The organism is Novosphingobium nitrogenifigens DSM 19370, from assembly GCF_000192575.1.
Classification (GTDB): domain Bacteria; phylum Pseudomonadota; class Alphaproteobacteria; order Sphingomonadales; family Sphingomonadaceae; genus Novosphingobium; species Novosphingobium nitrogenifigens.
Map to the genome: position 1 here is coordinate 184715 of NZ_GL876934.1, position 13786 is coordinate 198500.

The 13786-nt window shown below is 63.4% G+C and carries 13 protein-coding genes; 7 read left to right on the forward strand and 6 right to left on the reverse strand.

What is annotated here, in order from left to right; all coding sequences use genetic code 11:
- The first annotated feature begins 33 nt into the window (after positions 1–33).
- From Y88_RS15005 to Y88_RS19645, 3 genes are all read left to right on the forward strand, one after another.
- Positions 34–696: a YoaK family protein gene (locus Y88_RS15005; protein ID WP_008070769.1), complete on the forward strand. Its 663-nt coding sequence runs from the start codon at positions 34–36 to the stop codon at positions 694–696.
- 173 nt (positions 697–869) lie between these two features.
- The gene (locus tag Y88_RS15010; RefSeq protein ID WP_008070770.1) at positions 870–1499 is read left to right on the forward strand and encodes a response regulator transcription factor; all 630 of its coding nucleotides are present in this window, start codon (positions 870–872) and stop codon (positions 1497–1499) included.
- Positions 1500–1518: 19 nt separating this feature from the next.
- Positions 1519–1953, forward strand: coding sequence for a hypothetical protein (locus tag Y88_RS19645; RefSeq protein WP_018075797.1), 435 nt, complete (start codon positions 1519–1521; stop codon positions 1951–1953).
- 10 nt (positions 1954–1963) lie between these two features.
- On the opposite strand, the gene Y88_RS15020 is transcribed toward Y88_RS19645, so the two are convergent.
- Together Y88_RS15020 and Y88_RS15025 are read right to left on the reverse strand one after the other, a co-directional pair.
- Positions 1964–2431, reverse strand: coding sequence for a GreA/GreB family elongation factor (locus Y88_RS15020; protein ID WP_018075796.1), 468 nt, complete (start codon positions 2429–2431; stop codon positions 1964–1966).
- On the reverse strand, positions 2428–3750 hold the full coding sequence (locus Y88_RS15025) for an Hsp70 family protein (protein WP_008070776.1): 1323 nt from the start codon (positions 3748–3750) through the stop codon (positions 2428–2430). Before Y88_RS15025 ends, Y88_RS15020 begins: the two co-directional genes overlap by 4 nt.
- Before the next feature lie 206 nt (positions 3751–3956).
- Between Y88_RS15025 and Y88_RS15030 the strand changes: the two genes are divergently transcribed.
- Genes Y88_RS15030 through Y88_RS15040 form a run of 3 tightly spaced genes read left to right on the forward strand, consistent with a single transcriptional unit; the run spans position 3957 to position 7062 of the window.
- Positions 3957–4952, forward strand: coding sequence for an aldo/keto reductase (locus Y88_RS15030; protein ID WP_008070778.1), 996 nt, complete (start codon positions 3957–3959; stop codon positions 4950–4952).
- The gene (locus tag Y88_RS15035) at positions 4949–6172 is read left to right on the forward strand and encodes a multidrug effflux MFS transporter (protein ID WP_232281102.1); all 1224 of its coding nucleotides are present in this window, start codon (positions 4949–4951) and stop codon (positions 6170–6172) included. Before Y88_RS15030 ends, Y88_RS15035 begins: the two co-directional genes overlap by 4 nt.
- The gene (locus tag Y88_RS15040) at positions 6169–7062 is read left to right on the forward strand and encodes a LysR family transcriptional regulator (RefSeq protein WP_008070781.1); all 894 of its coding nucleotides are present in this window, start codon (positions 6169–6171) and stop codon (positions 7060–7062) included. The genes Y88_RS15035 and Y88_RS15040 overlap by 4 nt, the downstream gene beginning before the upstream one ends.
- A gap of 22 nt (positions 7063–7084) precedes the next feature.
- Here Y88_RS15040 and Y88_RS15045 read toward each other — a convergent pair whose 3' ends face one another.
- The 4 genes from Y88_RS15045 to Y88_RS15060 all read right to left on the reverse strand — a co-directional run bounded on the left by Y88_RS15045 (position 7085) and on the right by Y88_RS15060 (position 12607).
- Positions 7085–7303, reverse strand: a complete 219-nt coding sequence (locus Y88_RS15045) for an esterase (RefSeq protein WP_232281117.1) — start codon at positions 7301–7303, stop codon at positions 7085–7087.
- Between the two features lie 258 nt (positions 7304–7561).
- Positions 7562–9172, reverse strand: coding sequence for a bifunctional 3-(3-hydroxy-phenyl)propionate/3-hydroxycinnamic acid hydroxylase MhpA (mhpA, locus tag Y88_RS15050; RefSeq protein WP_008070783.1), 1611 nt, complete (start codon positions 9170–9172; stop codon positions 7562–7564).
- A gap of 62 nt (positions 9173–9234) precedes the next feature.
- A complete protein-coding gene (locus tag Y88_RS15055; RefSeq protein ID WP_008070784.1) occupies positions 9235–11592 on the reverse strand; it encodes a TonB-dependent receptor in 2358 nt (785 codons plus the stop codon).
- Between the two features lie 226 nt (positions 11593–11818).
- Entirely contained in the window at positions 11819–12607 is a 789-nt protein-coding gene (locus tag Y88_RS15060) for a helix-turn-helix domain-containing protein (RefSeq protein ID WP_018075795.1), read from the reverse strand.
- A 218-nt stretch (positions 12608–12825) separates the two neighbouring features.
- Between Y88_RS15060 and Y88_RS15065 the strand changes: the two genes are divergently transcribed.
- Positions 12826–13786 (forward strand): 3-carboxyethylcatechol 2,3-dioxygenase (locus tag Y88_RS15065; RefSeq protein ID WP_026166961.1); only part of this gene is annotated, 961 nt, incomplete at its 3' end.

Below are 13786 nucleotides of genomic sequence, written 5' to 3' on the forward strand. Positions count from 1 at the left end.
CATTTCGTGACCGGCCGACCGTCCAGCGATCCCATGGTTTTCCTGCTGCTCGCGCTTTCGGGCGTAACCGGACTTGTCGATGCGGTCAGCATTCTCGGGCTCGGCAAAGTCTTTACCGCCAACATGACCGGCAATGTCGTGTTTCTCGGCTTTGCCCTTGTCGGCACGCCCGGTTTCGTGTCGGACGTCTTCCTGCTGGCGCTCGGCGGGTTTCTGGCGGGATCGCTGCTGTCGGGTCATCTGGGCCGGATCAATGCCGGGCGCCCTTTGCGGCGATGGCTGATGCAGGCAGCCCTTCTCGAAGCCGGGCTCCTGATCGCTGCGGGGCTTTATGCCAACGGCCCGGACCACGGTGCGGGCAGCCATGCGCTTGCGATCATCGCCATGGCTTCGGTCGCGATGGGATTGCGGAACGGCACTATGCGCCAGCTCAAGGTTCCCGACCTTACCACCACCGTGCTCACGCTCACCCTGACCGGACTGGCTGCCGATTCCCGCATGGCGGGCGGACACAATCCCAACTGGCCGCGCCGGGTCGGCGCCGTGCTTTCCATTCTGGGCGGGGCGGCGCTGGGGGCGGCGCTTACCAATCGTTTCGGCCTGCTCGTCCCGCTCTCACTCGCGGCCGGGCTGACATTGGGCGCGACCATGGTGTTCGCCCTGCTGCCTGCATCGCGCGCTCTGGCCTCGACTTGAGTTCACAGACGGGTTCGACACTATCAAGCCCTCAAATCCCGTCACATTTTCGATACAAAACCTGCCTCGACATCCTTACCAAGAGATTTGCTTTTGCGAGGCAGTACTACTACTTTCCGTCTCTGGGGACAGTCGGCGCAGGGGCATGCGCACTTCACTTCGGGGCGAAATCCATGACGGCGCTACCAACAGGCACCGCAGAAGAAACCGTTATTGTCATCGACGACGATGAAATGATGCGCGACAGCATCGACGGCCTGCTGCGCTCCGTCGGGATTGCCACGCGGGTCTTTCCGTCTGCGGTCGCCGCCCTCGCCGAGGTCTGGCCGACCGGCCCCTCGTGCATGGTGGTCGATATCCGCATGCCGCATCTGGGCGGACTTGAATTGCAGGAACGGCTGAACGAGACCGGAAAAACGGTCCCGGTCATTTTCATCACCGGCCACGGCGACATCCCGATGACGGTCAAGGCGATGAAAGCGGGCGCCGTCGATTTCCTGACCAAGCCGTTCCGCGAACAGGACCTGCTCGAAGCGGTCCATATCGCGCTCGACCGGGCGCGTCGTCTCCATGCGCAACAGCACGACCTTCAACGCACGCGCGACAAACTGTCCTTGCTGACGCCCCGAGAAAAGGAAGTGATGAGCGGCGTCGCACGCGGCCTTCTCAACAAACAGATCGCCGGAGAACTCGGACTGAGCGAAATCACGGTCAAGTTGCACCGGTCCAGTCTCATGAAGAAACTGGGCATTCGCGGTGTTGCCGAACTTGTCCGGATGATCGATAGTTATACCGACTCCTGATGTATCGACGGAGGTGGTGATGACCGATGCGGCCTTGACGAAAATGTGGACCGACGGGCTTCTTGCGTGGAAAGCGTTTGCTCTCGCGCCTCAGCAATTGTGGCAATCGATCAATTCCGGGTGGTCGTTCGGCAACGTCATCATCAACGATCGCAATTCCGGCTCACCACAGACCGAGCAGGCCATTCTGGCCGAAGCCAGCTATGGCCGACAGATCGGCAAGTTGCTCGATGCGGTAAGCGAACTGGTCAAGGCACAGCCTCACCATGCGTCCAACCCGGCCTATGCCGAAATCGCCAAGCTCAAGGAACAGATCGACACGGTCAAGAACGAGGCCGCGACCCGATCGGTCCTGCAATTCTGCCGCGACCTCGACAGCCTGCGACTGACGAACCCGAAACTTTTCGCGACGACGGTCACGTTCTTGCAGAACTGGCTGAACTCAGCCGCCTGACCCGATCCGGTCAGCCTTCCCCGACTTCGATCGCGACGATCTCGATCGCTTCCGGCTTGCCCGAAAAATCGACCAGTTCCCCGACTTCAGCGTCCATCATCGCCCGCGACAGCGGCGCGGAGAACGACAGCAGTCCGGCGGCAGGGTCGGCTTCATCGTCGCCGACGATAGTGACCGTGCGCGTCTTGCCGTTCATGCGGAAAGTCACGGTGCACCCAAAGGCGACGTGGCTGCCGTCGGGACGGGCAACCGGCTGCGCGGTCGCCTGCCGGGTCAGCCAATAACGCAAGTCGCGGCGGGCCGCCTTGATCGCGTCCTCTTCGGTCAGCGTCAGCAGACGGCTTTCCAGTTCGGCGACTTTTGCGCCGATCAGGGCAAGCCCGCGCGCGGTCACCAGATTGGGACCGGGCGGGATCGGCAGTTCGAACTTGGGTTCGAGATGTTCGTCATCGCTCTCGCGACGAAAGGCTACGCTCATGCCTGTTCCCCGTCCGGTGCGATCCATTCCTGAAGATCGGGCGCCTGGCCGATCAGGGCAAGACCATGGGCAATCGAGGTCAATTCGTTGCCGCTGGCAATCCGGCTGTCGCCGAAACGGGCCTCGAACAAACCGCGCACCGCCGGGATCAGCGACGATCCGCCGGTCAGGAACACATGGTCGATCGCCTCGGGCGCCAGCCCCGCCTGCGCCAGCGCCTCGTCCACGGTGTCGCCGATGCGGGCCAGGTCCGGCGCGATCCAGCGTTCGAAATCGGCCCGCGTGACATCCGCCTCGATAGTCAGATCCTCGCTCGCGAAGTGGAAATGGCCCTGCGTCTCGCCCGACAGCATCCGCTTGAGCTGCCCAACCGCTTCGTAAAGGCCGTGCCCGAGTTCATGCTCGACCACCGCGATCATGCGCGCGATCGCCGCCGGATCGGTCGCGCTGCGCCGCAGCCGTTCAAGCTGTTCGAGCGTGCGGCGGTTGCGCATCAGGGCGAGCCGCGACCAGTCGCCGAAATCGGCGAAATGGCCGGGCGGAATTTCGAGCACCTTGTCAAAGGAGCGATAGGTGCCGCCCTTGCCGAGCAGGGGCAGGACGAGATGGTCCATGATGCGATAGTCGAAACGGTCGCCCGCAATGCCGATCCCCGACGAACCGAGCGGAACGCACCGCCGCGCCGCGCCCGGAGCCTCCACCCGCACGATCGAAAAGTCGCTGGTGCCGCCCCCGAAGTCGGCCACCAGCAACGTCGCCGGATCGGACAGCCGCGAGGCAAAGCTGTACGCCGCGCCGAGCGGTTCGTAGACGTAATGGACCGGTCGCCCCAGCATCGCGAACATCGCGTCATAACGCGTCCGCGCCAGCGCCGGATCGGGACGCGAACCGACATAGCGGACAGGCCGCCCGACCACGATGCTGTCAGGCAGATCACGCAACAAGGGCCCGCCATGGGCGATCAGGTGCGTGAGGAAAATCTGCCCCAGTTCCTCGAACCGCAAGCGCTTGTCAAACAGGCTCGCCTGTTCAAAGGTCGCATTGGCCGCAACCGACTTGAACGATTGCAGAAACCGGCACCCCTGCGGAAAATCGAGGAATTCGGCAATCGCCCAGGGCCCCGCCTCGTGTGCGAGACCACCGCGCACGGCATCGTCCTGCCAAAAGCACAGGGCCGACCGGAACACCGAGCCGATCCCGTCGGGCCCGGCAAATTCGACCAGATCGACCTCGCCGCCGTCGCCACCACGTGCGACGACCGAATTGGTAGTGCCAAAGTCGATGCCGACTGAGCGCGCAACGGGCATGCTGGCCGACATGGACCGGTTTCCTTCTCTTCAAAGCGGATGCGGGCGGGCGCCTATGACAGCGTCGATGCCTTCCCGCAACTGCCGGATGTGCAGGTCATTGATGAACGCAATTCATGACCGCATGCCACCTTACCCGTCTAATCGACACAAGAGCACGGCGATAGATTGCAGCCAATCCCGTTATCCGATCCAGTTCTTAAAAGGAGCACACGCTCATGAAAACCCGCACTCTGGGCAAGGATGGCCTGCGCGTCTCGGCCATCGGCTATGGCTGCATGGGGCTCGATTTCGGATATGCCCACAAAGTCACCAGGGACGAAGGCATCGCGATGATCCGCGCCGCCCGCGACCGCGGCGTCACCTTTTTCGACACCGCCGAAGTCTATGGCGCCTGGACCAACGAGATCACGGTCGGCGAGGCTCTTGCGCCGTTCAAGGGCGAAGTCGTCATCGCCACCAAGTTCGGTTTCGACATCGATCCTGATACCGGTCTCATGCGCGGGGTGAACAGCCATCCCGAGCAGATCCGCCGCGTCTGTGACGCTTCGCTCAAGCGTCTGCGCGTCGATGCCATCGACCTTTTCTATCAGCATCGCGTCGACCCCAATGTCCCGATCGAGGACGTCGCAGGCACCGTGCGCGACCTGATTGCAGAGGGCAAGGTCCGGCATTTCGGCATGAGTGAACCGAGTGCCGCCACTTTGCGCCGCGCCCATGCCGTTCAACCGGTGACCGCGTTGCAGAACGAATATTCGCTGTGGTCGAGACAGGTCGAAACCAACGGCATTCTGGATGCCTGTGCCGAACTCGGCATCGGACTGGTTCCCTATTCACCGCTCGGCAAGGGGTTCCTGACCGGCACGATCACCAGTGCGTCGGACGTCACGACCGGCGATTTCCGCGCTACCTTGCCCCGGTTCCAGGCCGACGCGCTTGCCCACAATCTCGCGCTCGTCGACGTACTCAAAGGCATTGCGACCGAACGGGGCGCCACTCCGGCACAGATCGCGCTGGCATGGCTGCTGGCCCGGGCGCCGTGGATCGTACCCATTCCCGGTACGACCAAGCTGCACCGGCTGGAAGAAAACCTCGGCGCGGCCGATCTCGTGCTGGACAGCGCGGACCTTGCCCGTATCGAAGCGCAACTGGCAAAGATCGACATTCAGGGGGCCCGCTACACCCCCGCAGCGGAGGCAATGACCGGCCTGTGAACGCATCGTCCCTATCGACAACCGACGGCGCAGCGGAATCCCATCCGCTGCGCCTGATGGCCGTGCTCTGTGCCTTGATGGGCTTTGCGTCCATCTCGACCGACTTCTACCTGCCCGCGATGCCGACCATCGCGCAGGCGCTCCATGCCGATGCCGGAGCGATGGAACTGACCATTGCGGGCTATCTTGTCGGCTTCAGCATCGGGCAACTGTTCTGGGGCCCCATCGGCGACCGGTTCGGACGCAAACGCCCGATCGGCGTGGGGCTCGTGCTGTTCGTGATCGGCTCGATCGGCTGTGCGACGGCAGGGTCGCCCGCGATCATGATCGGCTTGCGACTGGTTCAGGCCTGCGGGGCCTGTTCCGGCGTCGTCCTTTCCCGCGCGATGGTGCGCGATCTTTATGGCCCCGAACGATCGGGCCAGATGCTTTCGACGCTGATCACGGTCATGGCGATCGCGCCTCTGGTCGGTCCGTTTCTCGGCGGGCAGGTTCTTGCGCTGGCCGGGTGGCGCGCGATCTTCTGGCTGCTCGTCGCGATCGGTGTCATCACCGGGATCGGCCTTGCCACCGTTCCTGAAACCCTGCCGGTCGAACGCCGTTCGGCCAAGGGACCGGGAGCCGCGCTGCGGGATTATGCCCTGTTGCTCCGTGATCGCCGCGTGCTCGACTGCGCGATGGTCGGAGGTTTCTATTATGTCGGGATCTATGCCTATGTCGCGGGCAGTCCCTTCGCCTTCATCACTGTCCACCATGTCTCGGCACAGGCCTATGGCATGCTGTTCGCCGGGGGCATCGTTGCCATCATGCTGGCCAACATGACCAATGTCCGTCTGCTCCCCCGGCTCGGGACCGTGCGGCTGATGCGGATCGGGGCCATCGCCTCGGCGGGATCGGGAAGCCTGCTCGCGCTATCGGCATGGACCGGCTGGGGTGGCTTGTGGGGACTTGTCCTGCCCTGCTTCATCTATGTCGGCGCCTCCGGACTGATCGTTGCCAATTCGATGGCCCGCGCGATGAGCCACCGTCCGCAACAGGCCGGAGCCGTTTCCGCCCTGCTCGGCGCGGCGCAATACGGCAGCGGCATGATCGGCTCGGGCAGCCTCAGCTTTCTCGCCGACGGCACATCCCGGCCGATGGCCTCCGTCATCGCGCTTGCCGGGCTTGCGGCCCTGCTCGGCGTCGCGATCAACGGCGCGGCGCAGGGACGGCGCGGGTGAACCGGGCCGATCTTGCCGACCTCTCTGCGTTTCTCGTCGTGGCCGAGGAACGCAGCTTCACGCGTGCGGCGGCCCGGCTCGGCCTGTCGCAATCCGCGCTCAGCCACGCCATGCGCCGGTTGGAAGAGCACCTCGGCATTCGCCTGCTGACGCGCACCACCCGCTCGGTATCCCCGACCGAAGCGGGTGAAAAACTGCTCGCCACCTTGGCGCCCGCGGTCGACAGCATTGCCGAAGGCATTACCCAGATCGGCCGCCTGCGCGACAAGCCTTCGGGCACCATCCGCGTGACCGTCTCCGACCATGCCGCGCGTTCCCTGCTCTGGCCTGCGCTCGAACGCTTGCTGCCCGACTATCCCGACATCCATGTCGAAATCAGCATCGACAACGGCTTCATCGACATCGTCGAGGGACGCTTCGACGCCGGGATCCGTCTCGGCGAAGCGGTCGCCCGCGACATGATCGCCGTACGGATCGGTCCACCAATGCGCATGGCCTGCGTCGGCGCCCCCGCCTATTTCGAACGTCATCCCGTTCCGCAAACGCCGCAGGATCTGGCGCACCACACCTGCATCAACCTGCGCATGGCAAGTTCGGGCGCCCTTTATGCCTGGGAATTCGAAAAGGACGGCCGCATCATGAATGTCCGGGTCGAAGGACAACTGACCTTCAGCGGATCAAGCATGGCGGTTCAGGCCGCCGAGGCGGGTTTCGGCCTTGCCATGACGATCGAGGACGTCGTGCGCGAAAGCATCACCCAAGGCCGCCTCGTGCGCGTTCTTGACGACTGGTGCCCGCCGTTCCCCGGCTACCACCTCTATTACCCCAGCCGCCGCCAGTCCTCCCCCGCCTTTGCCCTGCTGGTCGATGCCTTGCGCTGGCGAGGATGATTATCGGGAAGCGGAACAAGGATCAGAAATTCGGCCGATACCCCCGCCAAACCCACTCCAAAGCTTCAGGCAAAGTCTGTTCTCTTACCGCGCGGTCGACGTGAACCGCATTACGGGCAAAGACGAACTGATAATGATAGCCCTTTTGGGACAGCACATTTGCCATCCGCTCATTGGCTTCCACCCAATCGTGCTTGCCGTCCCGCAAGGCATTGATGTTCAGGAAATCCCGATCCCCCACTTCCAACCAGACCCGGATGGGCTTTCGCGGTGATTGGGGGATCAGTCTTGCGTGAAAGCCCCAGGCGCCATCGGGGGTTTCCGGCCATCAAGGCTGTCGTTGCAATCAGAACCATGGCCGCGATCGGCTTTTTTGCAACAAGCACGATTGGATTTTCCCTTGGACGACCGGCTGATACGGCCTGATGCCCAAGGGTAACGGCGCGCCCTTTGCCGTCAAGCAATGCGCGCGCCGACACCAACGGTTCGCAGCGAACCTCTATCGCCCCGTCAGGGCAAGGGCATTGGCCATGTCCGCGACCAGCCGGGCGACATCGACCGGCGATCCGGCCGCGCCGACGATGCGGTCGGGACGGACGAGGAAAGTCGAATATTCCGCCCTGTCGAACACTCCCTTGGCCGATCCGTCGGGATCGAACAGCGGAGTGGAGCCGAGCGAGGAAGCAAGCACGATTTCCTTCTGGCAAGCGGGAAAGATGGTGAAGGCGCGGCCGCCCATCGCTTCAAGCAGGCGCGCGGTTTCACCGTCGAAATAGGTTACAGGATCCGAGCCCCACGACACCAGCGCGAAACCGGTGCCGAGCGCATCGTCGGAGCGCAGCGGCACGCCGTTCACGTCTTCCACGCGGAACTGGGGAAAGATCGTGCCGACCGGGTCGTTGCCGCGAATGGCCTTGGCCGGAACCAACGCTCCGTCGCGCATTTTCGGCATCGGTTTCCAGCGCATGGTCGCGATCCATTCCCGCCAGCTCGGCACGCGGGCGACCGCGGCGAAGGCAACGTCGCGGACAAAGCGTTGCAGGGCATTGGGCGGGGCAAAGATCTTGCCCATCGCGACCGAGACATCGATCATCGCCTTGGCATGGTCGTGCCGTTCGGTGTGATAGGTATCGAGCAGCGCGGGCGCGGCCTTGCCCTGAACCACCATGGCGAGTTTCCAGCCGAGATTGGTGGCATCGCGAATGCCGCTGTTGAACCCCTGCCCCTGCCACACCGGCATCAGGTGCGCCGCATCCCCGGCAAGGATCAGCCGCCCCTTGCGAAACGACGAGGCGATGCGGGCATTGTGGGTATAGACGCGGCGGCGAATGATCTTGAGCTTGTCGATTTCGCCGTCGGTGAAAACGTCGCGCAGCTTGGCGCGCATCGCTTCCTCGGTGATGTCGATGTCGCCTTCGACCTCGTTGTCCTCGACACCGAATTCAAAGCGGCGGATCTGTCCCGGCAGGGCGATCGACACCAGCGGTCGGGTCGGATGGAGCACAAAGTCGAGATTGGGGCGGCCGATCGGATCGTTGGCGACATCGACGACGATGAACCGTTTGGGCGCGGTCTTGCCATCGAAGGCGACCCCCATGGTTTCGCGCACGATCGAACGGCCGCCATCGCATCCCACCAGATAATCGGCGGCAACCGTGCTGCCGTCGGCCATGGTCACCACCGCCTGCCCGCCGACATCGGCGACCGAGCGGACGTCGGCCTCGAACCGGATCTCGACATTGGGAAACCGCGACAGCCCGAGATAGAGTTCGCGATCGACCAGCGGCTGATTGAACGCATTGCGGCGGGCCCAGCCGAACGGCATCTGGGTGGGATCGATGGTCGCCAGGACCTTGCCGTCAGGGCGGATGAAGCGCGCGGCATGGAACGGCGTCACATGGCGGCGCACTTCCGCGTCGAGCCCGAGCGTCTGGAACGAGCGCAAGGCCTCGTCATCGACGCCCACGCCGCGCGGATAGTCGATGATATGCGGCAGCTTTTCGAGCAGGAGCACCGAGACCCCGGCCTGCCCCAGATAGTTGGTGAGGGTAAGGCCGGTCGGCCCGGCACCGATCACCACGACGTCGAAACGCTTTGCCTCCACGGCCATAAGTCAATCTCCAGATGAAACAGCGCCACGCGCGGATGCGTCCGCACGCGGCGCATTTCCGGTCAGTAACGGAACGAGAAAGTGGCGCCGTAAGTGGCCGGTTGACCGGTCAGGCGGCTGAAATAGTCGATATAGCGATAGGCATTGGTATAGTAATAGGTATTGGTGACGTTCTTGCCCCAAACCGTCAGGCGCCAGCGATCGTCATGCGCCGCGATCCCCGCGCGCACGTCGAGCAAAGTATAGCCCTTGATATATTGCTGCGCCAATTGTCCCAGCGCCGCATAAGTCGACCCGTTCCAGGTCACACTCGATCCCAGGAACGCCTTGCGGTTGTGCCCGATCGAAAATTCGTACTGCGCATCGCCGTTGCCGGAAAATTCAGGCGTGAACGGAAATTTCTCGCCCGCGAATTCGCGCTGCACGGCAAAGTTGTCGTAATTGACGAAGGACCCGTCGATCCGGCTTTTCACATAGGTTGCCGCCGCGCTCAGCGTGAGGCCATCGATCGGACGCGCGGAAATCTCGACTTCGCCGCCGACGATATGCGACTTGGGAATATTGACCAGACGCTGCAACGAACGCAGCACCGGGTCGGGCACGCGGCCGAGGATCTGCTTGTCGGAATAGTCGTAATAGAACCCTGCCGCGTTGAGCTGAACCTTGCGGTCGAACAGTGGCGTCTTGACCCCGACTTCATAGGCCAGGAGCGATTCCTGCTTGGCGGGAGTGAACTGGCTGGCGACCGAAGCCGAGATCGTCGGGAACGCTCCCTGCTTGTAGCCCCGGCTGACGTTGGCATAGAGCAACATGCCGCTGCGGAACGTCCAGTTGAGCCCGACCCGCCAGGACACGTTGTTTTCATGCAGGCTGGAGGCATAGCGGCCCGGCTGATAGCCCGGCTCGATCAGAGTGACGCATTGCCCCGCCACCGCCGGATTGGCAGGCGCGGCTCCGGTCAGCGACTGCGACCGCTTGTTCTGGATCGCGGCATAATACCCATCGCCCGAGTCCGCGAGACAGCCGTCGAAATTGCGGGTGTTCGAGGTATAGCGGATCCCGCCCTGAAGATTGAGACGGCTGGTCAGGTCATATTCGAGATTGGCGAAACCGGCGTAATTGCGATCGCGGTTGTGTGTGTCGAGGTAATAGGATTTGAGCGGCAGACCGAGCGAGATCGTCGCCGTCGAATCCTCGAACATCGCGGTATAGCTGTCGCTGATGCCCGACCCGAGGAAATTGGCGCCGAGGATATAGCGCAGCTTGCCGAGCTTGCCTGCGAGACGCAATTCCTGCGTCATCGCTTCGATCCGCCCGACCTGATAGAAACTCTCGTCCTGAAGCGTGGTGCCCTGCGCCGCAATCCCGGCCTTCACCGTCAGCTTGTCATAGGCCGTCAACGAGGTCAGCGTGATGTCGTCGGTCAGCTTGTAGGCGATGCGGGCCGAGACCTGATAGAACCCGTCGTTGTGGCGATAGCCATAAGGGAAACTCGTCGGCCAATCGGCGGCGCGGTTGTCGGCCGGGGCCAGCGGCTGGTTGATCAGGCCCGCGCTCGTCGCGGCGGGCAAGGACGCCAGATTGGCCGAGACCAGCGGGCTGAACGAGATGGTCTGGGGAAACTGCGAATCCGACTTGTTGTACCAGCCATTGACATTGAGCAGCATGGTCAACCGGTCGCTCGGCTCCCATTCGGCCAGGAAACGCCCACCGCTCTGGTTGGCCGATCCGGCCTTGGCATTGCGGGTATAGTTGTATTGCCAGTCGCCGCCCTGCTGCGTCTGTCCGGCAAGGCGCAGGCGCAGCGTATCGGTGACCGGCCCGCTGACATAGCCCTGCCCTTCGAACCGGCCGAACCGCGCGATGCTGACAGTGCCGCCCGCGGCCAGTTCCTTGGTCGGCTTGGCCGAAATGTAATTGATCGCGCCACCGGTCGAATTGCTGCCGTAAAGCGTACCCTGCGGCCCCTTGAGCACTTCGACCCGCGACAGGTCGAGCGAGGCCCCGGTGGTCATGGCCGGAAACGGCAACGGCACTTCGTCGGTATAGACCGAAACCGTCGACGTGCTGGCAAGGGCGGTGTCGTAGAACCCGACCCCGCGCATCGTATAGACCGGCACGGTCAAGGCGGTCTTCGCGATCGACAGGCTGGGCACGATCTTGACGAGATCGTCAGTGGCCGTGAGGCCGCGATTAACCAGATCGGTACCGCTTGCCGCCTGAATCGACAGGCCGACCTTGTTGATCGACTGGCTGCGACGCTGGGCCGTCACGACAATCTCGGCAATGCCGCTGGGCGTCGTTGCCGCAGCGGGCGGTGCTTCGGGCGCAGGCTTTTCAGCTTCCTGCGCGAAAACCTGATGACTTGTGAGAGAAAGCGCACTGCACGCGACAAGAAATGCGCAAGACCGGATGCTCATAATATTCTCCCCCAATCAGCCGGATCTTACGCCCGGATGATTTGTATGATCGTTTTCGGTTTTTACGCGATCGCGGGATCATGTGCCGTTTCGGCAAGATCCCTGTCCTCGCTTGGCTTCCTGCTATGGCGAGGTCGCATGGGTTACAATTGGCACTTCCGATTTGTGCATTGTGCGCACAGCCGCGCTGCCATGGCAGGCGGCACCGGCCCACTGGAATTTCCAGTCAGACAGTCAAGCCTTGCACGCGCAGGCGCTCTTCGATGCGGGCAACCGTTGCCGACAAGGACGGCAGATACCGCTCGGCGGCAGTTTCGACCGTCATCGCGGTCGTGAAAAAGAGCACGTTGATGCTGCCGAGCACATGGGTTGCCCCCTGCAACGGCAAGGCGATCGCGCTGATGCGCGGGTCGGCGCCGCCCACGGCCCAGGCATAGCCGCGATCGGCAAAATCGGCCTGCAAAGTCGCCATGCGGTCGGCGAGCATCGCCCGATCCCCCGGAATGGTTCCGTGCAGCAAGGCAATCTCGAGCATTTCCTGCCGTCGGCTTTCACTCGCCCCGGCCAGAACCGCACGCCCCATTGCCGTATCGAGCAAGGCACGGCGGCGCCCGACCATGGCCCGGTGCACTGAATAGGGGCTGAGCCGGTGAGTGGTTTCGCGAATGACCATCCAGCCGCTGTCGAACGTCGCGAAGTCGGTCGGCCAGGTCACTTGCCCCAGGAGATCGAACAGCTCTTCGCACACGACGCGCGCCGCCCGGTCGGTTTCGGTCAGCCCTTCGCTGAGGTCGCGGACCGCCGGGGTCAGGACATATTGCCCGTCCGAGGGGCTTTTGGTGACGTAGCCCAGCGATTCCAGCGTCGCGAGCAGGCGATAGGTCGTCGTGCGGTCGATCCCTGTCTTGTGCGCAAGACCGGAAGGATCGGCGCGTCCGGCCGCATTGAGAGCCGCCAGCAAGGACAGCCCGCGCTCCAGCGCGCGCACGTGCGGATACCTCTCGTTGCCATCCATGGCCTCTCCCCTTGTCGCGAACGCTTTTGCGCGCCGTCTGTCGCCCCCATCCCATCGCGCGCGGGCGATGAAAAGAGTGGTCGGGTCGAGGATACCGCTTTGTGCACCAGATGCACAAGCCGGCGAGCGCGATTGCCGCCCGGCGGAACATCTGGAAAGCATCGCCCATAACGAAGCAGGGCGCGAGTCCGCCGCTGCCGGGGAGAGGACGAACCGATATGGCTATCCGGCTGAAATGCCTGTCGCACACACCGTTGCGCGGCCTCAACGATCCCTCGCCCGAAATCATCCGCGATGTCGATGCGGCACTGGCCAAGGCCCGTGCCGAAGTCGAAGCCTATGATCCCGAACTGATCGTCATGTTCGCGCCCGACCATTTCAACGGGCTGTTCTATGACCTGATGCCGCCATTCGTACTGGCAACAGCGGCGTCGGGCGTGGGTGATTATACCAGCCTGCCCGGGCCGCTCTCGATCCCCGGCGCGCTCGCACTCGACCTTGCCGCCCATATTCTCGACAGCGATGTCGACATCGCCATCTCGCACCGGTTGCAAGTCGATCACGGCTGCACCCAGACTCTGGAAGAACTGACCGGCGGGATCGACCGCTATCCGGTCATTCCGATCGTCATCAACAGCGTGGCGCCGCCCTTTGCCCCTTATCGCCGCATCCGCCACCTCGGCGAAGCGGCCGGGCGCTTTCTGGCGGCGCTCGACAAGCGCGTGCTGATCGTCGGGAGCGGGGGACTTTCCCACGAACCGCCGGTGCCGATGATTACCGACGCGCCCGAAGTCGTGCGCGAATTCCTGATCGCCGGGCGCAATCCCACCGCCGAAGCGCGCGCCGCGCGACAGGCCCGCACGATTGCCGCCGGGCAGATCTACGGCACGCCCGCATGCCCGCTCACGCCGCTCAATCCCGAATGGGACCAGGCCATGATCGACCTGCTGCTGCGCGGCGACATCGACGCGATCGAACATTTCGACATTGCCGAAATCACCCGCACCGCCGGTCGTTCCGCCCATGAAGTCCGCACCTGGGCGGCAGCCTTTTCCGCGCTTGCCGCCGCAGGAGCCTATACCGGAACCCGCGATTTCTATTGCCCGATCAAGGAGTGGATCGCCGGGTACGGCATCGTGAGCGCGACCAGCCTCATCGATGCAGAGCTTTCACCCGCCT